At 73.5% G+C, this 26,727-nt stretch carries 26 protein-coding genes; 15 read left to right on the top strand and 11 right to left on the bottom strand.

What is annotated here, in order from left to right; all coding sequences use genetic code 11:
* Positions 1 to 8 precede the first annotated feature (8 nt).
* The 4 genes from GOBS_RS19105 (at position 9) to GOBS_RS19090 (ending at position 3,523) form a co-directional block, all read left to right on the top strand.
* Positions 9 to 1,277 (top strand): MFS transporter, encoded by a 1,269-nt coding sequence (locus tag GOBS_RS19105; RefSeq protein ID WP_012949916.1) that lies wholly within the window; start codon positions 9 to 11, stop codon positions 1,275 to 1,277.
* 156 nt (positions 1,278 to 1,433) lie between these two features.
* On the top strand, positions 1,434 to 1,628 hold the full coding sequence (locus GOBS_RS19100; protein ID WP_041241587.1) for a DUF3046 domain-containing protein: 195 nt from the start codon (positions 1,434 to 1,436) through the stop codon (positions 1,626 to 1,628).
* A 189-nt stretch (positions 1,629 to 1,817) separates the two neighbouring features.
* The gene (recA, locus tag GOBS_RS19095; protein WP_012949913.1) at positions 1,818 to 2,852 is read left to right on the top strand and encodes a recombinase RecA; all 1,035 of its coding nucleotides are present in this window, start codon (positions 1,818 to 1,820) and stop codon (positions 2,850 to 2,852) included.
* A 2-nt stretch (positions 2,853 to 2,854) separates the two neighbouring features.
* On the top strand, positions 2,855 to 3,523 hold the full coding sequence (locus GOBS_RS19090; protein WP_012949912.1) for a regulatory protein RecX: 669 nt from the start codon (positions 2,855 to 2,857) through the stop codon (positions 3,521 to 3,523).
* 201 nt (positions 3,524 to 3,724) lie between these two features.
* Here GOBS_RS19090 and ctaD read toward each other — a convergent pair whose 3' ends face one another.
* The 6 genes from ctaD to GOBS_RS19060 form a co-directional block, all read right to left on the bottom strand.
* Positions 3,725 to 5,485: an aa3-type cytochrome oxidase subunit I gene (gene ctaD / locus GOBS_RS19085; protein ID WP_012949911.1), complete on the bottom strand. Its 1,761-nt coding sequence runs from the start codon at positions 5,483 to 5,485 to the stop codon at positions 3,725 to 3,727.
* A 100-nt stretch (positions 5,486 to 5,585) separates the two neighbouring features.
* Positions 5,586 to 6,029, bottom strand: coding sequence for a hypothetical protein (locus GOBS_RS19080; RefSeq protein WP_012949910.1), 444 nt, complete (start codon positions 6,027 to 6,029; stop codon positions 5,586 to 5,588).
* A gap of 74 nt (positions 6,030 to 6,103) precedes the next feature.
* Positions 6,104 to 7,009: an amino acid ABC transporter permease gene (locus tag GOBS_RS19075; protein WP_012949909.1), complete on the bottom strand. Its 906-nt coding sequence runs from the start codon at positions 7,007 to 7,009 to the stop codon at positions 6,104 to 6,106.
* A complete protein-coding gene (locus GOBS_RS19070) occupies positions 7,006 to 7,653 on the bottom strand; it encodes an amino acid ABC transporter permease (protein ID WP_012949908.1) in 648 nt (215 codons plus the stop codon). Before GOBS_RS19070 ends, GOBS_RS19075 begins: the two co-directional genes overlap by 4 nt.
* Before the next feature lie 81 nt (positions 7,654 to 7,734).
* Positions 7,735 to 8,625 (bottom strand): glutamate ABC transporter substrate-binding protein, encoded by an 891-nt coding sequence (locus tag GOBS_RS19065; RefSeq protein ID WP_012949907.1) that lies wholly within the window; start codon positions 8,623 to 8,625, stop codon positions 7,735 to 7,737.
* Between the two features lie 21 nt (positions 8,626 to 8,646).
* A complete protein-coding gene (locus tag GOBS_RS19060; RefSeq protein ID WP_425557050.1) occupies positions 8,647 to 9,402 on the bottom strand; it encodes an amino acid ABC transporter ATP-binding protein in 756 nt (251 codons plus the stop codon).
* Between the two features lie 120 nt (positions 9,403 to 9,522).
* Between GOBS_RS19060 and miaB the strand changes: the two genes are divergently transcribed.
* A complete protein-coding gene (gene miaB / locus GOBS_RS19055) occupies positions 9,523 to 10,974 on the top strand; it encodes a tRNA (N6-isopentenyl adenosine(37)-C2)-methylthiotransferase MiaB (protein WP_012949905.1) in 1,452 nt (483 codons plus the stop codon).
* Positions 10,975 to 11,046: 72 nt separating this feature from the next.
* Here the strand turns inward: miaB and GOBS_RS19050 are convergent, their stop codons facing one another.
* Positions 11,047 to 12,615 (bottom strand): DUF349 domain-containing protein, encoded by a 1,569-nt coding sequence (locus GOBS_RS19050; protein ID WP_012949904.1) that lies wholly within the window; start codon positions 12,613 to 12,615, stop codon positions 11,047 to 11,049.
* 40 nt (positions 12,616 to 12,655) lie between these two features.
* On the opposite strand from GOBS_RS19050, the gene GOBS_RS19045 reads away from it, so the two are divergent.
* Genes GOBS_RS19045 through dapF form a run of 3 tightly spaced genes read left to right on the top strand, consistent with a single transcriptional unit; the run spans position 12,656 to position 15,155 of the window.
* On the top strand, positions 12,656 to 13,369 hold the full coding sequence (locus GOBS_RS19045; protein WP_012949903.1) for a class III extradiol ring-cleavage dioxygenase family protein: 714 nt from the start codon (positions 12,656 to 12,658) through the stop codon (positions 13,367 to 13,369).
* Positions 13,366 to 14,286, top strand: a complete 921-nt coding sequence (gene miaA / locus GOBS_RS19040; protein ID WP_012949902.1) for a tRNA (adenosine(37)-N6)-dimethylallyltransferase MiaA — start codon at positions 13,366 to 13,368, stop codon at positions 14,284 to 14,286. The genes GOBS_RS19045 and miaA overlap by 4 nt, the downstream gene beginning before the upstream one ends.
* Entirely contained in the window at positions 14,283 to 15,155 is an 873-nt protein-coding gene (dapF, locus tag GOBS_RS19035) for a diaminopimelate epimerase (protein WP_041241586.1), read from the top strand. Before miaA ends, dapF begins: the two co-directional genes overlap by 4 nt.
* Before the next feature lie 95 nt (positions 15,156 to 15,250).
* Here dapF and GOBS_RS19030 read toward each other — a convergent pair whose 3' ends face one another.
* The gene (locus tag GOBS_RS19030; RefSeq protein ID WP_012949900.1) at positions 15,251 to 15,478 is read right to left on the bottom strand and encodes a hypothetical protein; all 228 of its coding nucleotides are present in this window, start codon (positions 15,476 to 15,478) and stop codon (positions 15,251 to 15,253) included.
* 154 nt (positions 15,479 to 15,632) lie between these two features.
* On the opposite strand from GOBS_RS19030, the gene hflX reads away from it, so the two are divergent.
* The 3 genes from hflX to GOBS_RS19015 are packed head-to-tail and all read left to right on the top strand — an operon-like array spanning position 15,633 to position 18,942.
* Positions 15,633 to 17,123, top strand: a complete 1,491-nt coding sequence (gene hflX, locus GOBS_RS19025; RefSeq protein ID WP_166487461.1) for a GTPase HflX — start codon at positions 15,633 to 15,635, stop codon at positions 17,121 to 17,123.
* Between the two features lie 57 nt (positions 17,124 to 17,180).
* Positions 17,181 to 17,915 (top strand): phosphatase PAP2 family protein, encoded by a 735-nt coding sequence (locus GOBS_RS19020; RefSeq protein WP_166487460.1) that lies wholly within the window; start codon positions 17,181 to 17,183, stop codon positions 17,913 to 17,915.
* A complete protein-coding gene (locus GOBS_RS19015; protein WP_166487459.1) occupies positions 17,887 to 18,942 on the top strand; it encodes a hypothetical protein in 1,056 nt (351 codons plus the stop codon). The genes GOBS_RS19020 and GOBS_RS19015 overlap by 29 nt, the downstream gene beginning before the upstream one ends.
* 125 nt (positions 18,943 to 19,067) lie before the next feature.
* Here GOBS_RS19015 and lexA read toward each other — a convergent pair whose 3' ends face one another.
* Positions 19,068 to 19,859: a transcriptional repressor LexA gene (lexA, locus tag GOBS_RS19010; RefSeq protein ID WP_012949896.1), complete on the bottom strand. Its 792-nt coding sequence runs from the start codon at positions 19,857 to 19,859 to the stop codon at positions 19,068 to 19,070.
* A gap of 294 nt (positions 19,860 to 20,153) precedes the next feature.
* On the opposite strand from lexA, the gene GOBS_RS26560 reads away from it, so the two are divergent.
* From GOBS_RS26560 to GOBS_RS18990, 4 genes are all read left to right on the top strand, one after another.
* On the top strand, positions 20,154 to 20,795 hold the full coding sequence (locus GOBS_RS26560; RefSeq protein ID WP_012949895.1) for a LysM peptidoglycan-binding domain-containing protein: 642 nt from the start codon (positions 20,154 to 20,156) through the stop codon (positions 20,793 to 20,795).
* 130 nt (positions 20,796 to 20,925) lie between these two features.
* Positions 20,926 to 21,576, top strand: a complete 651-nt coding sequence (locus GOBS_RS26885) for a hypothetical protein (protein WP_166487458.1) — start codon at positions 20,926 to 20,928, stop codon at positions 21,574 to 21,576.
* 424 nt (positions 21,577 to 22,000) lie between these two features.
* On the top strand, positions 22,001 to 22,552 hold the full coding sequence (gene nrdR / locus GOBS_RS18995) for a transcriptional regulator NrdR (protein WP_012949893.1): 552 nt from the start codon (positions 22,001 to 22,003) through the stop codon (positions 22,550 to 22,552).
* Between the two features lie 80 nt (positions 22,553 to 22,632).
* Positions 22,633 to 25,488 (top strand): vitamin B12-dependent ribonucleotide reductase, encoded by a 2,856-nt coding sequence (locus tag GOBS_RS18990; protein WP_012949892.1) that lies wholly within the window; start codon positions 22,633 to 22,635, stop codon positions 25,486 to 25,488.
* 464 nt (positions 25,489 to 25,952) lie between these two features.
* Here GOBS_RS18990 and GOBS_RS18985 read toward each other — a convergent pair whose 3' ends face one another.
* Both GOBS_RS18985 and GOBS_RS18980 read right to left on the bottom strand, forming a co-directional pair.
* Positions 25,953 to 26,171 (bottom strand): hypothetical protein, encoded by a 219-nt coding sequence (locus GOBS_RS18985; protein ID WP_012949891.1) that lies wholly within the window; start codon positions 26,169 to 26,171, stop codon positions 25,953 to 25,955.
* Positions 26,172 to 26,205: 34 nt separating this feature from the next.
* Positions 26,206 to 26,682, bottom strand: a complete 477-nt coding sequence (locus GOBS_RS18980) for a hypothetical protein (protein WP_012949890.1) — start codon at positions 26,680 to 26,682, stop codon at positions 26,206 to 26,208.
* Positions 26,683 to 26,727: the final 45 nt, after the last annotated feature.

The raw sequence follows: 26,727 nt of genomic DNA, 5'->3' as shown, positions 1-26,727 counted from the left end.
GTCCTGCAGTGACCGCGGAGACCCGGGCCGTCGACCCGGTCGCCGTCCAGCGCCGGACCCTCGGGGTGCTCAGCGGGAGCGTCGCCCTGAGCGGGCTCGGCATCACGGTCGGCATCACCGTCGGTGGCCTCCTCGCACGCGACGTGGCCGGCACCGAGACCGCGGCCGGTCTCGGCCAGACGGCCGGCGTGCTCGGGGCCGCGGTCCTCGCCGTGCCGCTGGCCCGCGTCAGCGACCGCGCCGGCCGGCGGGCCGGGCTGGCCGCCGGGTACGCGGTCGCCGTCCTGGGTGCCCTGCTGACCATCGTCGCCGCGGTCGCCTCGTCGCTGCCGCTGCTCCTCGTCGGACTGTTCGCCTTCGGCGCCGCCACCGCGTGCGGGCTGCAGGCGCGCTACGCCGCGGCCGACCTCGCCGTACCCGAGCAGCGCGGGCGGGCGCTGTCCCTGGTGGTGTGGGCGACCACGGTCGGCTCGGTGCTCGGCCCCAACCTCGCCGGCCCCGGTGAGGCGCTCGGCGACGTCCTGGGACTGCCTCCGCTCACCGGGGCCTTCGCCATCTCCGTCGCTGTCTTCGCGGCCGTCGCCCTGGGCCTGCTCGCCCTGCTGCGGCCCGACCCGTTGCTGCTGGCCCGCCGGCTGCGGGGCGCAGGGGCGGACGTCGGCCGGCCACGACGGGCCACCACGGACGCCGTCCGCGCCGTGTGGGCCGACCCTCGCGGCCGGCTCGGGATCACCGCGGTGGTGGTCTCCCACGCGGTGATGGTCGGCGTGATGGTCATGGCGCCGGTGCACATGGGCCACGCCGGCGGGACGACGCTGCGCGTCATCGGCCTGGTCATCAGCGTGCACGTCGCCGGCATGTACCTGTTCTCCCCACTGGTCGGACTGCTGGCCGACCGGGCCGGCAGCCGGACCACGGTCGCCGTGGCCGCGGCCCTGCTGCTGGCCGCGGCCGCGCTGGCCGGGACGGCGGCACCCGACGCGGCGCTGCAGCTCGGCACCGGGCTGCTGCTGCTCGGGCTGGGCTGGTCCTGCGGGCTCATCGCCGGTTCCACGCTCGTCACCGAGTCGGTCAGCGACGAGCAGCGGCCGGCCGCCCAGGGCGGCACCGACCTGCTCATGGGGCTGGGTGCCGCGGTCGCCGGTGTCGCCGGGGGCCCGCTGCTCGCCCTGGGCGGCTACGGCCTGGTGGCGACGGTCTCGGCCGCGCTCGTGGTCCCGCTGCTGGTGGTGTGGGCGCGGACCGGGGGAGCAGGAGTGGCTCAGCGGCCCCGGTAGTTGCGCCAGAGCAGGACCAGCGAGGCCAGGAGGGCCAGGGCGATGCCGATCTCGAGGAGGAGGTCCAGGCTGGTCGAGCCGGTGCCGATCACGCAGCCAGCGTAGGAGCCCGGGGAGCGGAGCGGAGCCGGCCGGGTGCGCGCTAGCGTCGGGGACGTGCGCCTGCAGGATTTCTGGTCCCGGCTCCGCGAGCAGTTCGGCCCCATGCGTGCGGAGAGCGTGGCCCGCGACCACGTCTTCAGCTCGCTGGGCGGGCGCAGCGCCGTCGAGGCCATCGATGCCGGCCTGCCGGTGCGGCGGGTGTGGCTGGCGATCTGCGAGGAGTTCGACGTGCCGCGCAAGGAGCGGTGAGTCGCGGGAGCGGCGTGTCGACGCTGGCAGTCGAACACACGTTCGGGCTAGATTGGTGCCGCAGTCCACAGGCCGGGCGTTCCTCCACAGGTCGCCCGGATCCCCCGGAAGTGTCAGACCCCCGCTCTAGCGTCGACACCGACCCGCTCGAAGACACACGGGCATCGCGACTTCCCGAAGGTGAGCACCATGGCAACGCTCGACCGTGACAAGGCCCTCGACATGGCCCTCGCCCAGATCGACAAGCAGTTCGGCAAGGGGTCGGTGATGCGGCTGGGGGACAGCCCCGAGGTCGCGATGAAGGTCATCCCGACCGGCTCCATCGCCCTCGACATCGCCCTCGGTATCGGTGGCCTACCGCGCGGCCGCGTCATCGAAGTGTACGGCCCCGAGGCCTCCGGCAAGACGACGGTCGCCCTGCACGCGGTGGCCAACGCGCAGGCCGCCGGCGGTATCGCGGCCTTCATCGACGCCGAGCACGCGCTCGACCCCGAGTACGCCCGGGCCATCGGCGTCGACACCGACGCGCTCCTGGTCAGCCAGCCCGACACCGGTGAGCAGGCGCTGGAGATCGCCGACATGCTCATCCGCTCCGGCGCGCTCGACGTCATCGTCATCGACTCGGTCGCCGCGCTCGTGCCGCGCGCCGAGATCGAGGGTGAGATGGGCGACAGCCACGTCGGTCTGCAGGCCCGGCTGATGAGCCAGGCGCTCCGGAAGATCACCGGTGCGCTGAACAACTCCGGCACCACCGCGATCTTCATCAACCAGCTGCGCGAGAAGGTCGGCGTCGTCTACGGCTCGCCGGAGGTCACCACCGGTGGTCGCGCGCTGAAGTTCTACTCGTCGGTCCGGCTCGACGTCCGCCGCATCGAGACCCTCAAGCAGGGCACCGAGGCGGTCGGCAGCCGGGTCCGCGTGAAGGTCGTCAAGAACAAGGTCGCCGCGCCGTTCAAGCAGGCCGAGCTCGACCTGCTGTGGGGTCAGGGCTTCAGCCGTGAGGGCGGCCTGATCGACGCCGGCGTCGAGCAGGGCTTCATCCGCAAGTCCGGCGCCTGGTACACGTACGAGGGCGATCAGCTCGGCCAGGGCAAGGAGAACGTCCGCACCTTCCTGCGCGACAACCCCGACCTCGCCGACGAGATCGAGAAGAAGGTCAAGGAGAAGCTGGGCATCGGCGCGAAGCTGGATGAGCCGGTCGTGGCCGACCAGCCCGACTTCTGACGGTGGGCGGCTGGCCCGCGGCACGGGAGCGCTCGGCTCCCGGACGCCGACGCGGGCGGCGCTCCGGTTCGTCCCCTGACCCGGACGGTCCGGACGCCGCCCTGCCGGCCGGCGACCCGCACCCCGAGGACGAGCCGGGCGACCCCGAGCAGGTCGCCCGGTCGATCTGCCTGCGGGCGCTGACCGGCACCCCTAAGACCCGTCAGCAGCTGGCCGACCTGCTCGCCAAGCGCGGCATCAGCGACGACGTCGCCGAACTGGTCCTCGACCGGTTCAGCGAAGTCGGACTCATCGACGACGCCGCCTTTGCCCGGGCCTGGGTGACCTCGCGCCAGGCCGGGCGAGGCCTGGCGCGGCGCGCGCTCAAGGCCGAGCTGCGTGCCAAGGGCGTCGACGGCGAGGTCGCCGAGGAGGCGGTCGCCCTCGTCGACGACCAGGACGAGTGGGATGCGGCCCGTCGCCTGGTGCAGCGTCGGCTGCCCGGGCTGCGGCGGGTCGACCGGGTCACCGCCGAGCGCCGGCTGGTGGGCATGCTGGCCCGCAAGGGCTACGGCTCCGGGCTGGCCGGCTGGGTGGTCCGCGAGGCGCTCGACGAGGAGCGGTCCGGTCATGCAGAGGGGGCGGAGCCGGATCCGCACCACGGGCACGGCCTGGACGCCTGGCTGCCCTGACCGGCTGGCCGCTTCCCCGGCCGGGGCCGACGAGGCCTCGCGGACAGCCCCCTCCGGGCCCCGCCGGCCTCGTCCCGGGTCCCGCCGTGAGCCTGCCAAGGTGACGAGAACAGGGCCCTTCCACGAGGAGTGCGGACGAGCGGCGGCCCCCTGCAGGGTCCCGCCGCGAGCCTGCGAGCCGTGGGGGCAGGGGGTCCCTTCTCAGGTCGGGTCGGGGTCCCTGCTGCCCTGCCGCTGACCTCCACTTAGGCCGACTTCGCTGACGCCGGCGTAGGGCTCGTGCCGCTTGCCCACGTGCTTCTCCCGCTCCAGCCGCTCGATGAGGTGCGGGTAATGCGCCTCGAACGCCGGCCGCTCGGAGCGGATCTTCGGGATCTCGGTGAAGTTGTGCCGCGGCGGCGGGGACGACGTGGCCCACTCCAGCGAGTTGCCGTGGCCCCACGGGTCGTCCCGCAGCGCCAGTGGTCCGTGGCGCCAGGACCGGATCACGTTGTAGAGGAACGGGATGATGGAAGCGCCCAGGATGAACGAGAAGATCGTCGACACGGTGTTCAGCGTGGTGAACCCGTCGCTGACCAGGTAGTTGGCGTAGCGACGCGGCATGCCCTCACCGCCGAGCCAGTGCTGCACCAGGAACGTGCCGTGGAAGCCGATGAACGTCATCCAGAACTGGAGCTTCCCTAGACGCTCGTCCATCATCCGGCCGCACATCTTGGGGAACCAGAAGGCGATGCCGGCGTTGGCCGCGAACACGACGGTGCCGAAGACCACGTAGTGGAAGTGCGCCACGACGAAGTAGCTGTCGTTGACGTGCCAGTCCAGCGGCGGGGAGGCCAGCAGCACGCCGGTCAGCCCGCCGAGCAGGAAGGTGACCAGGAAGCCGATCGACCACAGCATCGGCGTCTCGAAGGTGAGCTGGCCGCGCCACATGGTGCCGATCCAGTTGAAGAACTTGATGCCGGTCGGCACCGCGATCAAGTAGGTCAGGAACGCGAAGAACGGCAGCAGCACCGCACCGGTCGCGTACATGTGGTGCGCCCAGACCGTCACGGACAAGGCGCCGATGGCGATGGTCGCGAAGACCATGCCCTTGTAGCCGAACAGCGGCTTGCGGCTGAAGACCGGGATGATCTCGGTGACGATGCCGAAGAACGGCAGCGCGATGATGTAGACCTCGGGGTGCCCGAAGAACCAGAACAGGTGCTGCCACAGCATCGACCCACCGTTCTCCTCCGAGTACACCAGCGCGCCGATCTGCCGATCCGCCAGGAGACCGAACAGGGCAGCGGTGAGGATCGGGAAGGCGAAGAGCACCAGCAGGCTGGTCACCAGCGTGTTCCAGCAGAAGATCGGCATCCGGAACAGCGTCATGCCCGGCGCCCGGAGGCAGACCATCGTGGTCGCGAAGTTGACCGCGCCGAGGATCGTGCCCAGACCGGACACCGCCAGGCCGGCGATCCACAGGTCCGGGCCGGCGCCGGGGCTGTGCGCGACGTCGGACAGGGGCGTGTAGGCGTACCAGCCGAAGTCCGCGGCCCCGCCCGGCGTGAAGAAGCCCGACACGGCGAGGCTGGAGCCGAACAGGAACAGCCAGTAGGAGAAGGAGTTCAGCCGGGGGAAGGCGACGTCGGGCGCGCCGATCTGCAGCGGCATGATCAGATTGCCGAACGCGAAGAACAGCGGCGTCGCGAAGAACAGCAGCATGATCGTGCCGTGCATGGTGACCAGCTGGTTGTACTGCTCCGGCGACAGGAACTGCAGCCCCGGCCGGGCCAGCTCCCCGCGCATGAGCATCGCCATCAGCCCGCCGATGATGAACCACACGAACGACGTGACCAGGTACATCAGGCCGATGGTCTTGTGGTCGGTGGTCCGCAGGAAGTTCGACAGCCGCGAGCCCTTCTCCGGTGCAGGAGCGGTGCTCGATCGCGTCACGATGGGATGCGGGGCCAGAGCGGTCATGCGGCGACTCCCAGGGGCGACCGCGCTCCTCCGGCTCGGAGCTGGAACCCATGGTGACCCACCGACGCAGGTCAGGGAAGCGGGAACACCCCCGGGCCGGTCATCCGGCGCACGGAGCGGGTTGCTCCGCGGAGCGCTCGGCCGCCGACCAGGCGGTCACGTCGACGGCGACGCCGTCCGGTGCCTCGTCGTCGGCCACCAGCCAGCTGCCCTCGCGGCCCAGCTCGCAGGACAGCCATGCCCGGATCTGCAGGTCGAAGGCCCGGTCGGGCGCGGCGGCCGCGGAGCTCACCGGCCCGAGGAAGGTCACGTCCGTCTCCCCACCCCCGGCGAAGCGCAGCACCACCCGGCACCGCGAGCGCCGGTGGCGGGCCGGCGGCACGACCTCCCGCACGACGGCGGTGTCGGCGCCCGCGGCGGCGGCCAGGGACGACGCGGAGGCCCGCAGCCGGGTCACGAAGTCCTGGGCGGCGTCCGGGGGTGCCGCCGGACGGCGCACCGGCGCCGGGAGCGGAGGCACGGCGGGGCGGAGTGCGGTGTCCACGTCGCAGTTCTCGGCAGTCCGGCCGCCGGACGGGACCGCCGGGCGAACCCGGCAGCCCCACCCGGCAACCGGGGTCACCGGACTGTCGGGACGACGCCGCCGCCACCGCCCATCTGCACGTCGGCGGGCAACTCGGTCGGCGTCGTGGCCGCCGTCTTCGCGTTGCCACGGGTGCGCCGCTCCACGTACTGCGCCAGCCACGACAGCACCAGGTTGATCGCGATGTAGATGACCGCGGCGGCGACGTAGAGCTGGAACGTGTACTGGTTGCCGAACTGCAGCGTGAAGAACTCCACCAGGCCACGCGCTCCGCGCAGGAGTTCGGGGAAACTGATGATGAAGCCCAGCGAGGTGTCCTTGAGCAGCACGACGAGCTGGGCGATGAGCACCGGCAGCATGCGCCGGACCGCCTGCGGGAGCAGCACCAGCGTCATGACCTGCGTCTTGCGCATGCCGAGTCCGTAGGCGGCCTCGCGCTGGCCACGGTCCACCGACAGGATCCCGGCGCGGAAGATCTCGGCGAGCACCGCAGCGTTGTAGAGGACCAAGCCACCCACGAGGGCCCAGAACGCGCTGAGCCGGATCCCGAACTTCGGGAGCAGGAAGTAGAGCGCGAAGATCAGGACCAGCAGCGGCACCGCGCGGAAGAACTCGATCGACGTCGTGACGACCACGCGGACCCAGCGGTGCTCCGAGAGCCGGCCGACCGAGAGCACCAGACCGAGCACGGTGGCCAGCACCATGCCCACGATCGCGACCTGCAGGGTGCGCAACAGGGCCTGACCGAGTGCCTGCGGCACCTGGCTGGCCGGGTCGAACAGGACGGCCCAGCGCTGCGCCTCCAGCTGGCCGTTGCCGGCCAGGCGGACGAGGACGAGGACGGCGATCGCCACGACGACGAGGACGCCGACCGCCGTGCCGATGCGGATGCGCCGGCGGGCCTTCGGGCCGGGCACGTCGAAGAGGACGGGTGTCGTCATCGCAGGATCGCCACCCGGCGCTCGATCTGGTTGACCGCCAGGGCGGACGGGAGGGTGATGACCATGTAGCCGACGACCACGCCGACGAGCACGAGGGTCAGGTCACCGGCGTCGGCGTTGACCAGCCGGGGCAGCAGCGAGCTCAGGTCGCTCACCGAGAAGCCCGCGGCGATGGACGTGTTCTTCACCATCGCGATCAGCACGTTGCCCAGGGGTGGGACCACGGTCCGGAACGCTTGGGGGAGGACGACCTCACGGAGGGCCTGCCCGAAGGTCAGCCCGAGCGCCCGCGCGGCCTCGGCCTGGCCGCCCGACACCGCGTTGACCCCGGAGCGCACCGCCTCGCAGACGAACGCGGCGGTGTAGAGGCCGACCGACAGGACGGCACCCGGGAAGAAGCCGATGACGAAGTCGATCTGCGGCAGCCCGAAGATGATGAAGAAGAAGACCACCGTGAGCGGCGTGTTGCGGAAGGTCTCGACATAGAACGTGGCCAGGCCGCGCAGCGGGGGGATCGGGCTGACGCGCATCGCGGCGAGGAGGGTGCCGAGCACCAGCGCCAGCAGACCGGCCAGCAGCGACAGACCGAGGGTGGTCAGGAACGCATCGAGGAACAGGTCGGCGTTATCGCGCACGAAGTCCACGGCGCCTCCTCTCCGGGTCGGGACGGCGAGGCGCCGCCGGGCGGGAGGTCCCGCCCGGCGGCGTCAGGGGGATCCGCTCGGTCAGTACCGGTCGACCGTCGGGGGCTCGGGAGCCGGCTCGCCGGTGATGGCGCCCGCGGTCCGGTCCCAGGCCGCGGCCCAGCTGCCGTCCTCGAAGGCCTGCTCGAGGGTGTCGTTGATGAAGCCGCGGAACTCGTCGTCGCCCTTGGTCAGGCCGATGCCGTACGGCTCCTGGGTGAAGGGGTTGCCCACCAGCTCGAACGCGCCCTGACCGCCCTGCACGAGGCCGGTGAGGATGACGTTGTCGGTGGTCACCGCGTCGACCTGGCCGTTGCGCAGCGCGTCGGCGCACTTGGAGTACACGTCGAACAGGGTCAGCTGGGCCTCGGGGTAGTTGTCCCGGATGTTCTGTGCCGGCGTGGAGCCCTCCACCGAGCAGACCCGCTTGCCGGCGAGGTCGTCAGGGCCCTCGATGGCCAGCGGGTTGCCCGTGGCGACCATGATGTCCTGCCCGGCCACGTAGTAGGGCCCGGCGAAGTCGATGAGCTGCTTCCGGGCGTCGTTGATCGTGTACGTGGCCACGACGATGTCGACGTCGCCGTTCTGGATGAAGGACTCCCGGTTGGCCGACACCGTCTCCTTCCACTCGATCTCCTCGGGGGCGATGCCCAGCTCACCGGCGATGATCTTCGTGACCTCGACGTCGAAGCCCTCGGGCACGCCCTGCGGGTTGGCCAGACCGAAGCCGGGCTGGTCGAACTTCGTGCCGACGGTGATCGTCCCGGCCTCGGCGAGCTCGGCCATCGTGCTGCCGGCCGGGAACTCGACGTCCTGGGCGACCTCGGGGGCGTTCGCGGTGGCCTCCGCGGCCTGCTGGCCGGCCTCGCTGGAACAGCCGGCGAGCACGAGGCCCAGGGCTCCGAAGGTGGCGGCGTAGCGGGTGATGCGCATGTGCGTTCCTCTCTACCGGGCTCAGTGGGTGAGGATCTTCGCGAGGAAGTCCTTGGCCCGGTCCGACTGCGGGTTGGTGAAGAAGGTCTCGGGGACGGCGGACTCGACGATCCGGCCGGCGTCCATGAACACGACCCGGTTGGCCGCCCGGCGGGCGAAGCCCATCTCGTGGGTGACGACGACCATCGTCATGCCGTCGCGGGCCAGCGAGGTCATCACGTCGAGGACCTCGTTGATCATCTCGGGGTCCAGCGCGGAGGTCGGCTCGTCGAAGAGCATCACCTTGGGGTCCATCGCGAGGGCGCGCGCGATGGCGACCCGCTGCTGCTGGCCCCCCGAGAGCTGTGCCGGGTACTTGTTCGCCTGCGCGCCGACCCCGACCCGGTCCAGCAGCTCGCGGGCGCGCCGCTCGGCCTCGCCCTTGCTCTGCTTGCGCACCTTGATCGGGCCGAGGGTGACGTTCTCGAGGATCGTCTTGTGGGCGAAGAGGTTGAAGCTCTGGAACACCATGCCGACGTCGGCCCGCAGCCGGGCGAGCTCCTTGCCCTCCTCGGGCAGGCGCTGGCCGTCGATGGTGATCTCGCCGGAGTCGATGGGCTCCAGCCGGTTGATCGTGCGGCACAGCGTCGACTTGCCCGACCCGGACGGGCCGATGACGACGACCACCTCGCCGCGGTCGATCGACAGGTCGATGTCCTGCAGGACGTGCAGCTCACCGAACCACTTGTCGACCCCGGACAGGCGGACGAGAGGCTCTCCGGTGGTACGGCTGGTCACCCGGGGAACCCTAGAGGCGGCGGACGACGCCATCCGTCTCCCGCGATCACGAAGGCGTAACGAAGCCCGGCCGGGTGAGGCGGGGGACGCCCGATCGGGTCGCCGTACCCTCGTTCCGTCATGACGACCGACCTGCAGGCTGCCGGGCGGACCTACCGGGTCCGCACCTACGGCTGCCAGATGAACGTGCACGACTCCGAGCGCCTCTCCGGGCTGCTGGAGGCCGCCGGCTACGCCGCCGCCCCCGAGGGGGAGGACGCCGACGTCGTCGTCCTCAACACCTGCGCGGTGCGGGAGAACGCCGACAACCGCCTCTACGGCAACCTGGGCCACCTCCGCCCGGTCAAGGACGGCCGTCCGGGCATGCAGATCGCCGTCGGCGGCTGCCTGGCGCAGAAGGACCGGGGCGAGATCGTCCGGCGGGCCCCCTGGGTGGACGTCGTCTTCGGCACGCACAACGTCGGCTCGCTGCCGGCGCTGCTGGAGCGCGCGCGGCACAACGCCGAGGCCCAGGTGGAGATCGCCGAGGCCCTCGAGGTCTTCCCGTCGACGCTGCCGGCCAAGCGGGACTCCGCCTACTCCGGCTGGGTGTCCATCAGCGTCGGCTGCAACAACACCTGCACGTTCTGCATCGTCCCGGCGCTGCGCGGCAAGGAGCGGGACCGCCGGCCCGGCGAGATCCTGGCCGAGGTGCAGGCGCTGGTCGACCAGGGCGTCCTCGAGGTGACCCTCCTCGGCCAGAACGTGAACGCCTACGGCGTCGAGTTCCGCGACCGGGGTGCGTTCGCCGACCTGCTGCGTGCGACCGGCCGGATCGACGGGCTGGAGCGGGTGCGGTTCACCAGCCCGCACCCGCGGGAGTTCACCGACGACGTCATCACCGCGATGGCCGAGACCCCCGCGGTCTGCCACCAGTTGCACATGCCGCTGCAGTCCGGCTCGGACGACGTCCTCCGCCGGATGCGCCGCGGTTATCGGCAGGACCGGTACCTGGGGATCATCGACCGGGTGCGGGCCGCGATGCCGGACGCCGCGATCACCACCGACATCATCGTGGGCTTCCCCGGCGAGACCGAGGCCGACTTCGAGCAGACCCTCGACGTGGTCCGCCAGGCCCGCTTCTCCAGCGCCTTCACCTTCCAGTACTCCAAGCGGCCCGGGACGCCGGCCGCGGGGATGGAGGGTCAGCTGCCCAAGGAGGTCGTGCAGGAGCGCTACCTGCGGCTGACCGCGCTGCAGGACGAGATCAGCTGGGCGGAGAACCGGGCCCAGGTCGGGCGGACCGTCGAGCTGCTGGTCGCGGCGGGTGAGGGCAGCAAGGACGCCCAGCGCGGCCGGCTCTCGGGTCGCGCCCGCGACGGACGGCTGGTGCACTTCACGGCGGCGGACGGCGTCCGCCCCGGCGACGTGGTCGAGACCGTGGTGACCCAGGCGGCGCCGCACCACCTGGTCGCCGACGGTCCACTGGTGTCGCACCGGCGCACCCGGGCCGGCGACGCCGCCGAGGCGGGCACCCGCCCGACCACCCCCGGCGTCCTGCTCGGGATGCCCCGCATCGGCGCCCCTTCGTAACGGTCCAGGGCGGCCCCGCTGCAGGGTCCCGCCGCGAGCTCGCGAGCGGCGGGGGGCAGCGGGGTCCTTTCGTCAGCGGCGGTTGGCGCTCTTCTCGGCCTCGGCCAGCCACTCCTGGCGGGTGGCCAGGTTCGCCCGGGCCTCCTCGATCCGGCGGCCGTCGCCGGCGGCCTCGGCCTTGGCGAGCTGCTCCTCGGCCTTGGTCACCGCCTGCCGCATTGAGGTGACCATCGGGTTCTCCGGAGCCACCCGCGGGCGGGAGGTGTCGACGGCGCCGCGGATGCGCTGCTCGACGGCCTGCATCCGGTCCTCCAGCTGGCGCATGGCGCCGCGCGGCACGTGGCCGATGGCGTCGTAGCGCTCCTGCAGCTTGCGCAGCACGTTCTGGGCTCCGCGCAGGTCGCTGGACGGGTCGAGCTTCTCGGCCTCGGCGAGGATCTCCTCCTTGGCCTGCTGGTTGGCCAGCTGCTCGGCGTTGCGGGCCTTGTCGGACTCGGCGCGGGCGCTGAAGAAGACGTCCTGCGCGGCGCGGAACTGCTTCCACAGGTCGTCGTCGCCGTCGCGGCCGGTGCGCGGCACGGCCTTCCAGCGGTCCATCAGCGAGCGCATGGCGGCGCTCGTGGGACCCCACTCGGTCGACGTGGACAGCCGCTGCGCCTCGTTGATGAGCTCCTGCTTGGCCGCGCGGGCCTCGCCGCGCTGGGCGTCGAGGGCGGCGAAGTGCGCGCCCCGGCGGCGACCGAAGGCGTCACGGGCGGCGGCGAAGCGGCTCCACAGCGCCTCGTCGGTCTTGCGGTCGATGCCGCGGATGGTCTTCCACTCCTCGACGATGGCCTTGAGCCGGTCCCCGGCGGCCTTCCACGAGGTGGACTCGGCGGCGATCTGCTCGGCCTCGACGGCCAGCGCCTCCTTGCGGGCGACCTGCGCGGCCCGTGCGGCGGCCTTCTCCGCCCGGGACTCGGCGGCCGCGGAGTCGGCGGTCCCCACCATCGCCCGGGCGCGGGCGGCCAGCCCGTCGAGGTCGCCGACGGCGGTGGCGGTGGGGATGGACTCGGCTAGCGCCTGCGCCTTGGCCTTGATCTCGCTGGGGTTGCCGGTGTGCGCCCGCAGCCGCGCCTCGAGCAGGGTGACCTCGGTGGCCAGGTCGTCGTAGCGGCGGGCGTAGTGGGCCAGCCCCGAGGCCGGGTCGCCGGCCTGCCACGAGCCGACCGCGCGCTCGCCCTCGGCGGTGCGCACGTAGACCGTCCCGTCCTCGTCCACCCGGCCCCACTGGGCGGGGTCGGACGCCGGGGCGGCGTCGGCGGGCGGGTGCGGGACGGCGTGCTGCGGGACGGCGTGCTCCGGGACGGCGTGCTGCGGTGCGGGCGTTCCCGGGGTGGCGGACTCGGGAATGGCGGTCTCGGGACCGGGAGCCTCGGGTGTGGGCGCCTCCGGAGTGGAGGCCTCGGGTGCGGGCGTCTCCGGCGCGGCCTGCGACGGGGCCTGTTCGGTGGCGGCCCCCGCGGTCGGGTCGACGAGAGCGGCGTCGCCGGGGCTGGGCGCCACCGCCGTCCCCGCCTCGGGGGCGACCGCCTCGGATCCGGCCGTCCCGGGCTGGGGCGGCTGCTGCGAGGAGTTTCCGGCGTTCTCCGTGCTCGACACGTGTCGGAGTGTCCCACGACGCATCCGGGAGACTGCTGCCGTGAGCTCAGCCCCGGCCGCTCGGTCCCGCGCGACCCCGTCGGCCGTCGCCTTCTGCCCCTGCCCGCCGCTGCTGGTGCCGGCCGTGGCCGGGCGGGCGGCGGCGGACACCGCGACGCTGCTGGCGGCCTGCGCGACCGCGGTCGACGCGGTGCTGGCCCCCCGGCCGGCGGTGGTCGTGGTGGTCGGCGGCGAGGCGGGCTGCGGGCGTTTCGGGGACGGTGACGGCGGTGACCTCCGCGGTCTGGGCGTCGACCTGGAGGTGCCCTTCGCAGGACGGGCCCGGCCCGGTGGACGCCGCACGCCGCTGGCCCACACGCTCGGCGCCTGGCTGCTCGACGGGGCCGGGTACGCCGGCGTCCGCCTCGGCGTCGGCCCCGACGACCTCGCCGGCGCGCTGGCCGGGCTCCCCGGCCCGGTCGCCGTCCTCGCCATGGGGGACGGTTCGGCGCGGCGCTCGCTCAAGGCGCCCGGCCACCTCGACGCGGCCGCCGAGCCCTTCGACGCCGCCGTCGCCGCCGCGCTCGCCGCCGGCGACCCCGGCGCCCTGGCCGCGCTCGACCCCGCGGAGGGCGCCCGGCTGCTCTCCGCCGGCGTGCCCGCCTGGCGGGCGGTCGGCGCCGTGCTGGCCGGCCGGCAGGTCACCGGCCGGCTGCACGCGCACGAGGCGCCCTTCGGCGTCGGTTACCTGGTGGCCGACTGGAGCGTGCGGTGAGCGGTCCGCCGGTGGTCGCGCTGGTCGGCCCCACCGCCACCGGCAAGACCGCCCTCGGGGTCGCCCTGGCGCACCGGCTGGGCGGCGAGGTGGTGAACGCCGACTCGATGCAGCTGTACCGCGGCATGGACATCGGCACCGCCAAGCCCGACGTCGCCGAGCGGGACGGCGTGCCGCACCACCTGCTCGACCTCTGGCACGTGCGCGAGGCCGCCTCGGTGGCCGAGTACCGGCGACTGGCCCGCGCCGAGGTCGACCGGCTGCGCGCGGCCGGGGTGGTGCCGCTGCTGGTCGGCGGCTCCGGGCTCTACGTGCGCGCCGTCCTCGACGAGCTGGACTTCCCCGGCACCGACCCCGCCGTCCGCGCCCGGCTGGAGGCCGAGCTCGCCGTGGTCGGCCCGGCGGCGCTGCACGCCCGGCTGGCCGAGATGGACCCGGCCGCCGCCGCAGGGGTGTTGCCCAGCAACGGACGGCGGATCGTGCGGGCCCTGGAGGTCGTCGAGCTGACCGGCGGGCCGTTCCGGGCGACGCTGCCCGAGCCCCGGCCGCACTACCCGGCGGTGGTCCTCGGGCTCGACCGGGAACCGGCCGAGCTCGACGAGCGGGTCGCCGTCCGGGTCGACCGGATGTGGGCCACGGGCTTCGTCGCCGAGGTGGCGGCGCTCGCCGCCGACGGGCTGCGGGACGGCCCCACCGCCTCGCGGGCGCTGGGGTACGCGCAGGTGCTGGCCCAGCTCGACGGCGCGCTGACGCCCGACCAGGCCCGGGAGCGCACGGTGAGCACCACCCGCCGGTTCGTCCGCCGGCAGCGCTCGTGGTTCCGCCGCGACCCGGCGACCACCTGGCTCGACGCCGCCCGGCCCGACCTGGTGGAGGCCGCCCTCGGGGTGATCACCGCTCGTACGCTGGACCGGTGAGCGCGCACCGGGTGCTGATCGGCCATGGCACGCAGAACGACTTCGTCGTCCTGCCCGACCCCGACGGCACCGGCTGGCCGGAGAGCCGGCTGGACGCGGCGATGGTCCGGCGGCTGTGCGAGCGGCGTGCCGGCCTGGGTGGGGACGGCGTGCTGCGCGTCGTGCCGAGCGTGCACGTGCCAGACGCCCCCGCCGTCCTCGGCGAGGCACTGGGGCGGTGCGAGTGGTTCATGGACCACCGCAACGCCGACGGCTCCACGGCCGAGATGTGCGGCAACGGGATCCGCCTGTTCCTGCACGTGCTGGTCACCGAGGGGCTGGTCGAGCGGACCGCCTGCGCCGACGGGATCTGGGTCGGCACCCGCGGCGGTCCCCGGCGGGTGGGTGCGACGGCCGACGGTGGCTACTGGGTGGACATGGGCCCGGCCCGGCCGTTCGGCGCCGGCACCGCCCACCTCGACGGCGCCTCGTTCCCCGGCCGCGCGGTCTCGATGGGCAACCCACACCTGGCGGTCCTCACCGACGTCGACGTCGACACCCTCGACCTCGCCACCGCGCCGGCGGTCGACGCCGCGCTGTTCCCGGACGGCGTGAACGTGGAGTTCGTCAACGTCGTGGACCCGGGCAGGCACGTGCGACTGCGGGTGTCCGAGCGCGGGGTGGGCGAGACCCGCTCGTGCGGGACCGGCGCCTGCGCGGCGGCCTGGGCGGCGCTCGAGGCCGCCGGGGCCGCCACCGGCACCGTGACCGTCGACGTCCCCGGTGGCCGGCTGGGCGTGACGGTCGATGAGCAGACGACGGTGCTGTCCGGCCCCGCGGTCGTGGTGGCGACCGGCGAGCTCACCGTGGAGTGGCTCCGGGCGACGTGACGTCCGCGAACGGCCACCGGTGACGTGCTGGAAAGGCCCTCCTGCAGGGTCCCGCCGCGAGCCTGCTAGTGGCGGGGGGCAGGAGGGTCCTCTTTCTACCGGGTGTTCTCCGTCTCCTGCGGCGACTCCGGCACCATCGACTGCCCGGCGATGCCGGGGCTGCCCTCGGGCTCACCGCGGCCGCTGTCCTGGTCCGGTCCGCCGGTCGTGCTGCCCAGGCCGCCGGACAGTGGGTTGCGCGGCGGGTTGAGGCCCACGGGGTCCCGGCCCGGGTCGTCGAGCTCCTCGTTCGTCCCGGCGGCGCTGCTGCCCGTCTCGCTCATGTCGAGCCTCCTCAGGAGTTCAGGTCGTCGCCCTCCGCCGTACCCGGTCGGAACCCGGCCACGCGTGCCGGGATGGTCCGCCGCGGCCGCGGTGTTGTTCTCGTCGATGACAATTCAGATGCCCCAGGTGCTGGGGTCTGCGACGCTGGAGACGATGACGACAGCACAGAACCGCGCCGTGCTCGCCGACGCCGAGGAGCGCGCCCTGCGGGCCGCGCCGGAGCCCACCGAGGAGGCGCCCCGTCCCGACGCGGCATCGGACGAGCCGGACGACACGACCGGCTCCTACGCGCTCGAGGCGCGCGGTGCGCTGCGCCGCGTCGCCGGCCTGTCCACCGAGCTCGCCGACGTCACCGAGGTCGAGTACCGCCAGCTGCGCCTCGAGCGTGTCGTGCTGGTGGGGGTCTGGACCGAGGGCACCCAGGCCGACGCCGACCGCTCGCTCGGGGAGCTGGCCGCGCTGGCCGAGACCGCGGGCTCGGAGGTCCTGGAGGCGGTGAGCCAGCGGCGGGACAAGCCCGACGCCGGCACCTACGTCGGGTCGGGCAAGGCCGCCGAGATCCGCGACATCGTCGCGGCCGCCGGCGCCGACACCGTGATCTGCGACGGCGAGCTGACCCCGGGCCAGCTCAACGCGCTGGAGAAGATCCTCAAGGTCAAGGTGGTCGACCGGACCGCGCTGATCCTCGACATCTTCGCCCAGCACGCCTCCAGCCGGGAGGGCAAGGCGCAGGTCGAGCTGGCGCAGATGCAGTACATGCTGCCGCGGCTGCGCGGCTGGGGTGAGTCCCTGTCCCGGCAGGCCGGTGGCCGCGTGGCCGGTGGTGGCGGCATCGGTACCCGCGGCCCCGGTGAGACCAAGATCGAGACCGACCGGCGACGGATCCGCGCGCGGGTGAGCAAGCTGCGCCGGGAGATCGCCGGCATGGCGACCGCCCGGGCGACGCAGCGCTCGTCCCGCGGGCGCAACGCCGTCCCCAGCGTGGCGATCGCCGGGTACACCAACGCCGGCAAGTCCAGCCTGCTCAACCGGCTGACCGGCGCCGGCGTGCTGGTCGAGAACGCGCTGTTCGCGACCCTGGATCCGACGGTGCGCCGGGCGCAGTCCCCGGACGGCCGCGAGTACACGCTCACCGACACCGTCGGGTTCGTGCGGCACCTGCCGCACCAGCTGGTCGACGCGTTCCGCTCGACGCTGGAGGAGGTGGCCGCCGCCGACCTGCTGCTGCACGTCGTCGACGGCTCCGATCCCGACCCCCTGGGGCAGATCGAGGCGGTGCGCGTGGTCCTCGGTGAGATCGAGGCCGCGGCCGTCCCGGAGCTCATCGTCGTCAACAAGGTGGACGCGATGGGCGAGGAGGACGTCCTCACCCTGCGCCGGGCCCTGCCGGGCGCGATCTGGGTGTCGGCCCGCACGGGCGTCGGCATCGAGCAGCTCCGCGAGATCGTCGCGGCCCGGCTGCCGCACCCCGACGTCGAGGTCGACGTGCTGGTGCCCTACGACCGCGGCGACCTGGTCGCCCGGGTGCACCGGGACGGCGAGGTGCTGAACGAGACCCACGAGGTCGGTGGCACCCGGCTCAGCGCGCGGGTGGACGGCGCGCTGGCCGCCGCGCTCGATGGGTTCACGGCGCCGGTCGCCTGACACGCTCGCCCGGTCGAGCGAGGTCACGGTCAGGTCACGGCCCGGTACCGTGGCCGCGTGACCAGTGGCGCGGTACGGCGGCGTCCCGGGGCGAGTCCCGCGGACGCCGCCGCCGGGCCGGGGGTCTCCGTGGGCCGCCCGCCGCGGTGGCTGGTGCTGCTGTCGGGGGTCGTCACGGTCGCGGTGACCGTCGACCTGCTCACCCGGGGCGTGCTCGAGCGGATGGACCTGCGGGTCTCCGAGGTGGTCAGCGCCTGGGAGCTCGAGAACTCGGGCGCCTACTGGCCGGTGTGGGCGGTGACCCAGCTCGGCGGGCGCGGCTTCATCCTGATCGTGCTCGCCGGCCTGGTCGGCTACCTCGGGTGGCGGTTGCGCACGGTCGTGCCGCTGGTGCGGGTGCTCCTCGCGCTGGTGTTGCTGACCGTCGTCGTTTACTCGTTCAAGTACGGGACCGGACGCACCGCCCCGGCTTACCCCGGGTCCTTCTTCCACCGCGACGGCGCCTCCTACCCCTCCGGGCACGTCGCCAACGCCGTGCTGATGTGGGGGGTTGCCCGCTGGCAGGTCGTGGAGTACCGGCTGGCGCCCTGGCTGCAGCGCACGACCTGGGTGCTGAGTGTCGCCGGCCCGGTGGCGACCGGCATCGCCATGGTCTCCCTGGACTTCCACTGGATCACCGACGCGGTCGTCGGGGCGGCCGTCGGCATCCTGCTGCTGGGCGTGGTTCACGTCCTGGACGACGTCGTGGTGTCACGCTGGCTCGGTGCCCGAGCAGGCCGGTCGTCCGCGTAGCGACGTCGGGGGGCGGCGTCTGGTGGCGGGGACGGGTCTCGCGCTGACGCTCGTCCTCGGCGCCGCCCTGCCGGCGTCCGCCCAGGCGGCCGACGCCGCCGCGCCGCAGACCCGCTGCCAGCTCACCGACCCGCGGCTGCCCGAGGTCTCCGGGCTGGTCGAGGTCGGCGACCGGATGCTCGTGCACAACGACGGCGGCGACTCGCTCGACGTGTACGTGCTCGACAGCACCTGCGCGGTGGTCACGGTGCACTCCGCGGCGGTCGACCCCTACGACCCGGAGGACCTGGCGCTGGCCGTCGACGGGACGGTCTGGCTCGCCGACACCGGCGACAACACCGGGACCCGGTCGACGGTGGCCCTGCTGGCCCTGCACGCCGACGGCAGCAGCTCGGTCTTCCGGCTGGCCTACCCCGACGGTCCGCGGGACGTCGAGGCGCTGCTGCTCGCCCCCGACGGAACGCCCCACCTGGTGACCAAGGAGGTCCTGGGGGCCAGCGCGGTGTACCGGCCGGTGTCGCCGCTCGTCGAGGACGGCACGGTCGGGCTCACCGAGGTGGGGAGGGTCGACCTCGTGCTCACCGGGACGCCGGGCGGACCCGCCGGCCGCGCCGGGCAGCTCATGGTCACCGGCGGCGCCGTGTCGCCCGACGAGCGGTGGGTCGCACTGCGCACCTACACCGACGCCTACGTCTGGCCGCTGACCGGGTCCGACGTCGCGGCGGCGCTGGCGGGCGAGCCCCGCCGGGTGGCCCTGCCCGAGGCGGCCCAGGGTGAGGCGCTGAGCTTCACCGGTGACTCCTCGGCGCTCGTCGTCGCGGGGGAGGGGCTGCCCAGCGACGTCACCGTGGTCCCGCTGCCGGCCGCGCCGGCCCCTGCCACGGACGCGGCGCCGGCGGACGGCTCGGTCTCCGGCCTGCTCTCCGCCGACGACGGGCCGCCCCCGGTCGCGGCCGCGGTGGCCGCCGCCGTCGTGGCCGGCGTCGTCGTCTGGCTCGGCGGCAAGCTCGTCCGCCGGCGCGACTGACGCCGCGCCGGCGGCCCGGTGGCCCCGTTCCGGGGCCCGCGCCGGCCCCGTCCAGAGGCTCGCCGCGAGCCTGCGAGCGGTGAGGAGGACGGGGTCCTTCTACGGGGTGGGGAGGGGGTCCTTCTTCAGACCCGGCGCAGCACCGTGACGACGCGGCCCAGCACGGTGGCGTCGTCGCCGGGGATGGGCTCGTACGCGGGGTTGTGCGGCAGCAGCCACACGTGCCCGTCGCGCCGCTTGTAGGTCTTCACCGTCGCCTCGCCGTCGATCATGGCGGCGACGATCTCGCCGTTCTCCGCGGTCGGCTGCTGCCGCACGACGACCCAGTCGCCGTCGCAGATGGCCGCCTCGACCATCGAGTCACCGGTGACCTTGAGCATGAACAGCGTGCCCTCGCCGACCAGCTCGCGGGGGAGGGGGAAGACGTCCTCCACGGCCTGCTCGGCCAGCACCGGACCACCGGCGGCGATCCGGCCGACGAGCGGCACGTAGGTGGGCGCGGGGGTCTCCTCGGCGCCGACCGGGGCGACCACGGTGGGCGCGGAGGCGCCGGCGCTGTCGCCGGGCAGGCGCACATCGAGCGCACGGGGCCGGTTCGGGTCGCGGCGCAGCCAGCCCTTCTTCTGCAGCACGCTCAGCTGGTGGGCCACCGAGGAGGCCGACGACAGCCCGACGGCCTCGCCGATCTCCCGCACCGAGGGCGGGTAGCCGCGCCGCTCGATGGAGTCACGGATCACCTCGAGGACCCGCCGCTGCCGCTGGGTGAGCCCGTCGCCGGCCTCGCCGCGGTCGGGGAAGGTGCGCACCGACGCCGCCTCGGCCGGCTCCGGCGCGCCGGCCCGGCTCCCGGACGTACGCCGCGACGAGCTGCCGCCGCCCCGGACCCCGCCGCCCGACGTTCCGCTCGTGCCCGCCACGTCTCCTCCTCGCCGGCCGTGTCCCCACGGCCCTCGTGTCCTGCGCCCGCCGGAGGCACCGCGGCCGGGCGTGGCCCTCGACGGAGCGCCCGGCCCGGCCCCGCCGGCGCCCTGCGGCGACGGCGGACGGGTGCTGGTCCGGACGGTAGCGCCTCGGCACCGGGACTTCAAACGTGTGTTCGAAACCGCCGGGAGGTGTCGGGTCGACCACGTCGGCCGGATGCGGTAGACATCGCACGGACGTTCGATCGAACGCTTGTTCGATCCAGCCCCGGGTGGCGAGGAGGAGTGGTCATGGCGAGCGTGCGGCAGGCCGTGCTGGAGTTCGACGCGGAGGTGCAGGTCCCGTGGCGGCCGTTGCTCGGGTCGGGGGCCGCCGGCGGGGCCCCGGGACCCGGGTGCGCGACGGCCGGGTCCGCTCGTCCGGCGGGGTCGGCGGCGCGGTCCGTCATGCCGGGCTCCGGCCTCCGGGTGGCCGGGCACCTGCGACCGGTCCCCGACCGCCCTGTCGCGCCCGAGGCGCGTGGTGCCGGTCCGGTCACCGAGGCGCCCCGCACCCGCCGTGACCTGGCCCGCCCGGGTGGTCGGCCGTTGCGGTCCGCGCCAGCCGCAGGCGCCGTCCGCGGCGGGTGTGCACCGGTTCCGGCCAACGTGCGGCTGACCCGCCGGGGGCGCCGGTTCGTCGCCGCGCTCGCGCTGGGCGCCGCCGTCGCCCTCGGGGCGTCGATCGCCCCGCTGGTCGACGGGGGCGACGCGGGGCTGCGGCTGGCCGGTGAGAGCAGTGTCGTGGTCCAGCCGGGCGACACGGTCTGGTCGATCGCGGGCGAGGTCGCCGGGGACGGCCGGGACGTGCGCGTCGTGGTCGACGCCATCGAGGAGCTCAACGACCTCGAGGGCTCCGTCGTCGTGCCAGGGCAGGTGCTCGAGCTGCCCTGACCGGCCCCTTCCCGGCTCGTGGAGCGTCGCCCCAGGTCGAGGAGCGACAAGGCGCGGTGCCGATGTTCGTCAACACGTCGTGCCGAGTCGCTCACGCTCTATGGCCAGCCGCGGATCTACGGTCGGGGTCGTGTCAGCGATGTCAGGCAGTCGGGCCGCCGTCTTCACGCAGCAGTCGCAGAGTGTCGAGGTGCACCTCGAGGGCGCCTGGTGGCCGGGGTCGCTGCTGGGTTGGCGGCACGACGGCGGAGGCACCTGCGAGGTCTGGGTGCGGGTGACGGTCGACGGCGCCGATCGCCAGACCTGGACCGACCTCGCCGAGGTCCGGCTGCCGGAGGCCCGCCCCGCTCCGGCGCTGCTCCCGGACGCCGGTGCCGACCCCTTCGCGGCTCCGGCCGAGGAGCTGCTCCCCGGGGCCTCGGCCGCCCCGATGCTGTCCCTGGGCGAGGCCGCGGCCCGTGAGCAGCGGGTGGCCGGCGTCCTCCCCACGCCGGCTCCGGTGCGTCGGCGCCGTCGGCACGGCGGCGACGTGACCGCCGACATGCCCGCCGTCCACGGCGGCCAACCGGTCGGCCGTCACCGGGCCTCGGCCGTGGCCGGCCGCCACCGCGCAGCCAATGCGCCGGCGCAGTCGGCGGAGACGCCGCACGCGGAGACCGCCGACGCGACGGTGCTCATGCCGCGCGCGACGGAGGCCGACTGCCTCACCCGGCCCATGCGGCTCGGTGACCGCGCGCCCCGCCCTCGCCTGGCGCGCCCCGACGCGGCCCTCCACGCCTGAGAGCGGGCCCGTCGCCCGCAGGCTAGCGGCGGGGGACCGCAGGGGGCCGCCGTCCTCACCGGGCCCGCCGCTTGTTACACCCCTCCGGCACGCCGCGCGACCGCTGCGGCGCCTTCCGCGGCGTGTCGACGGGGCTGGTGTGACGACTGCGCGCCGGTGGTCACGAAGTCGTCTCGACGGACGACGCGCCATATCTTCCGGCTTGCAGATCTAGTGGGGCCCGGCCTAGGGTTCCCCTACATCTAGTAGTTGCACCGCTGTAAGTCCGTCCACAGGCCGATCCTCAGGTCCTCCCCACGACGTCCACCGGATGTCCCCAGGGCGGTCCGCAGTCGGCCTCCCGGCTCCGTCGCACCGACCGCTCCGGCGATCCCCGCGGCGCCCGGGCGGAGTCCGCGGCGGGCGTGTCCGGAGGGGAGAGGCTGTGCGCTGCCCCTTCTGCCACAACCCCGACAGTCGCGTCATCGACTCGCGCGAGGCCGACGAGGGGGCGACCACCCGTCGCCGCCGGTCGTGCCCCGCGTGCGGACGTCGCTTCACCACCGTGGAGGAGGCCGTCCTCGCCGTCGTCAAGCGCAGCGGCGTGAGCGAGCCGTTCAACCGCAGCAAGGTGGTGGCCGGCGTCCGCCGGGCGTGCCAGGGGCGGCCGGTCGACGAGGACCAGCTGCAGAAGCTCGCCCAGCAGGTGGAGGACGCCATCCGGGCCACCGGTGCCGCGGAGGTCCCCAGCAACGAGGTGGGGTTGGCCATCCTGCGGCCGTTGCGGGAGCTGGACGAGGTCGCGTACCTGCGCTTCGCCAGCGTCTACCGCGCGTTCACCTCCCTCGAGGACTTCGAGAAGGAGATCACCGAGCTGCGGGCCCGGCACGTCGCTGCCGGCACCCCGCCGCTGCCTGGCATGCAGGACCCGCCGGCCCGCCGGCGGGGTGGGGGGCGCGGTCAGGCCGCCTCCGGCGGCAGCGCCGCCGCCACCTGAGAACTGTCAGCACCACCCGCTACAACAACAGGCGGCTCTCTTCCCCAGCCGCCGCAAGCCCACGACACAGGGAGAGCTCCGTGACCGAGACCGAGGATCGCTTGTCGGGTCGTACGCGTCGCGCCGCCAAGGCGCCGACCAGGGGGAAGGGCCTGAAGGTCAAGCGTGTCTTCACCACCGCCGGGGTGCACCCGTACGACGAGGTGACCTGGGAGCGCCGGGACGTCGTCATGACGAACTGGCGGGACGGCTCGATCAACTTCGAGCAGCGCGGCGTGGAGTTCCCCGCCGAGTGGAGCATCAACGCCACCAACATCGTCACCACGAAGTACTTCCGCGGCGCCGTCGGCACCCCGCAGCGCGAGACCAGCCTGCGTCAGCTCATCGACCGGGTCGTGCTGACCTACGGTGCGGCCGGCCGCGAGCACGGCTACTTCGCCTCCGAGGGCGACGCCGAGGTCTTCGAGCACGAGCTGACCTGGATGCTCATGCACCAGTACTTCAGCTTCAACTCGCCCGTCTGGTTCAACGTCGGCACCAACGCGCCGCAGCAGGTCAGCGCCTGCTTCATCCTCGCCGTCGACGACGAGATGGACTCGATCCTCAACTGGTACCGCGAGGAGGGCCTGATCTTCAAGGGCGGCTCGGGTGCCGGCCTGAACCTGTCCCGCATCCGTTCCTCCAAGGAGCTGCTCTCCTCCGGCGGCACCGCCTCCGGCCCGGTCAGCTTCATGCGCGGCGCCGACGCCTCCGCCGGGACCATCAAGTCCGGTGGCGCCACCCGCCGCGCGGCGAAGATGGTCGTCCTCGACATCGACCACCCCGACATCGAGGAGTTCATCGAGACCAAGGCGCGCGAGGAGGACAAGATCCGCGCGCTGCGCGACGCCGGGTACGACATGGACCTCGGCGGGAAGGACATCACCAGCGTCCAGTACCAGAACGCCAACAACTCCGTCCGGGTCTCCGACGAGTTCATGCGCGCGGTCGAGGACGGCGACGAGTTCGGTCTGCGCGCCCGGCTCGACGGCTCGGTCATCGAGACCGTCGACGCCAAGACGCTGTTCCGCAAGGTCACCCGGGCCGCCTGGGAGTGCGCCGACCCGGGCATCCAGTACGACGACACGATCAACGACTGGCACACCAACCCCGAGACCGGGCGGATCAACGCGTCCAACCCCTGCTCGGAGTACATGAGCCTGGACAACAGCTCGTGCAACCTGGCGTCGCTGAACCTCATGAAGTTCCTCGAGGACGACGGCACGTTCGACAGCCGGAACTTCGTCAAGGCCGTCGAGCTGGTCATCACCGCGATGGACATCTCGATCTGCTTCGCCGACTTCCCGACCGACCCGATCGGTGAGACCACCCGCGCCTACCGGCAGCTGGGCATCGGATACGCCAACCTCGGCGCGCTGCTCATGGCCACCGGCCACGCGTATGACTCGCGCGGCGGCCAGACCCTCGCCGCGGCGATCACCTCGCTGATGACCGGCACCGCCTACCGCCGCTCGGCGGAGCTCGCCGGCATCGTGGGCGCCTACGAGGGCTTCGCCCGCAACGCCGACGCCCATGCCCGGGTCATGCGCAAGCACGCCGCGGCCAACGACGCCATCCGCCCGGTCGGCGCCGACGACGCCGACGTGCTCAAGGCCGCGACCGCCCAGTGGCAGGAGTGCCTGGAGCTCGGCGCCGACTTCGGCTGGCGCAACGCGCAGGCCTCGGTGCTGGCCCCCACCGGCACGATCGGCTTCATGATGGACTGCGACACGACCGGCATCGAGCCGGACTTCTCGCTGGTCAAGTACAAGAAGCTGGTCGGCGGCGGCTCCATGCAGATCGTCAACCAGACGGTCCCGCGGGCCCTGCGCAGCCTCGGCTACCAGGACGAGCAGATCGAGGCGATCGTCGAGTACATCTCCGAGCACGGCCACGTCGTCGACGCCCCGAGCCTGCGCCCGGAGCACTACGAGGTCTTCGACTGCGCGATGGGCGAGCGGGCCATCTCCCCGATGGGCCACGTCCGGATGATGGCCGCGGTGCAGCCGTTCATCTCCGGCGCGATCAGCAAGACGGTCAACATGCCGGAGACGGCGACCGTCGAGGACGTCGAGAACATCTACTTCCAGGGTTGGAAGCTCGGCCTCAAGGCGCTGGCGATCTACCGCGACAACTGCAAGGTCGGCCAGCCGCTGTCGGATGCCAAGGCGAAGAAGGCCGACACCAAGGTCGAGGCCGCTGCTCCGGCGACCGCGCTGTCGCACCCGGTGCGCAAGCGGCTGCCCAAGAAGCGGCAGAGCATGACGACGTCGTTCAGCGTCGCCGGTGCCGAGGGCTACATGACCGCCGGGATGTACGAGGACGGCAGCCTCGGCGAGGTCTTCCTCAAGCTGGGCAAGCAGGGCTCGACCCTGGCCGGCGTCATGGACGCCTTCTCGATCTCGCTGTCGATCGCGCTGCAGCACGGTGTGCCGCTGGAGACCTACATCCAGAAGTTCACCAACATGCGGTTCGAGCCGGCCGGCATGACCGACGACCCGGACATCCGGATCGCCCAGTCGGTGATGGACTACATCTTCCGCCGCCTGGCGCTCGACCACCTGCCGGTGGAGACCCGCGCCACCCTCGGCATCTTCAGCGCCGAGGAGCGGGCTGCGCAGGTGTCCGGCTACGGCTCCTCCGCGTCGACCGCTGCGGTGGTCGAGGAGGAGGTCGACCTCGAGGCGCTGCGCAGCTCGGCGCCGACCGAGGCGCCTGCCAAGCCGGAGCCCAAGGCGGAGCCGGTCAAGGAGGCCCACTCCTCGGCCGAGCTGCTCGAGCTGGTCACCGGCACCGCCACCGACGCGCCGCTGTGCATGACCTGCGGCACGAAGATGCGCCCGGCCGGCAGCTGCTACGTCTGCGAGGGCTGCGGCTCGACCAGCGGCTGCAGCTGATGTGAACGGCCAGGGATGTCCCTGCCGGCGCGGACAGCAATGTCGCGGCTCTGGACAGCAATGTCCTGTGGTCGGCCAGCAGGACACTCCTGACCACTGAGGTCGTCACCGGCCCGGCTCCTCTGGGGGGCCGGGCCGGTGACGTCTGACGGATGCGGCGGAGGGCAGGGGTTGCGGCTTACCGCACCCGTGCCCGTCCTGCGGCGAGGTCCAACGGGCGGAGCGGTCGATCGACGCTCCGGCTGAGGTCGTCGCAATGCGCCGCCGTGCGCCATCAGTCGTCTACGTCCACGCGGCGTAGTCGGTGTCGGTCCTCTTGTCCGGTGCCGACACGTACGAGCGTCGTCCTCCAACCGGAGGACGACGAAACGACGACGCGCCCCGGTTGCAGCCGGAGAGCGTCATCACAGACGGCCGGCTGCGCCAGCGGCTGCTCACGGCCCTGTCGACCGCCCGCGCCGAGGTCACCCGCAGCGAGGCCCAGCTCGGACGCATCTTCGAGGCTTGTCGGCCCGGCCGACGAGCGCGACGCCGCCGTCGACGAGCATCGCCGGGGAGGCGTCGACCAGACCGCGGGCCAGCCTGGAGGACGGTGACCGGCCACGGCGGGTGGCGGAGGCGGTGATCTCGCCGGCCGCGGCGGCCACAAGCCCGGCGAGCAGGCCGGTGCGGGAGGCGGTCACGAAGAGCTCCTTCGGGGCTTGGACGGTCGGGCGGTCAGTCGCGAGCGGAGGCCCGGCGGAGCGCGGGCCGCTCGGGTGCCGGCGGCTGCGCGGCCATCGCCGGCGCCGCGGCCAGCACGGTGGCCACCGGCCCCCACACCACCAGCCCGGCCGGGGCCAGCCAGCCGAGCGCGCCGAGGCCGGCCAGCACGGCCGCCGGAGCGGCGATGACCGCCCGCACGGTGCCCGGCTGCCAGCCGCGGCGGTGCAGCCAGGCAGCGGTGACCAGCGCCCAGCCGGTGACGACCGCGGCGGCGGCCGGCCCGGTGTCCGCGGCGTACATCTGCCATCCGACCTCGAGGCCGGTCACGGCGGCGAGCAGCGGCAGCAGCGTGCCGCTGTAGTGGGCGAGGAACGCCCGGACCGCCGCGGAGCCCCCGGTCCCCGCGGGCCGACCGTGCCGGGCGGGCAGCGTGGCCGCCGCCACGTCGGCGTCGTGCACGGAGGTGGGGAGCAGGGTCGCGGTGGACATCGGCGCCTCCTTCACGGGGACTGCGACGGGCTGAGGTTGACGCTG

Source organism: Geodermatophilus obscurus DSM 43160 (assembly GCF_000025345.1).
GTDB classification, from domain to species: Bacteria; Actinomycetota; Actinomycetes; order Mycobacteriales; family Geodermatophilaceae; genus Geodermatophilus; species Geodermatophilus obscurus.
This window is presented reverse-complemented; position numbering and strand designations above follow the sequence as displayed.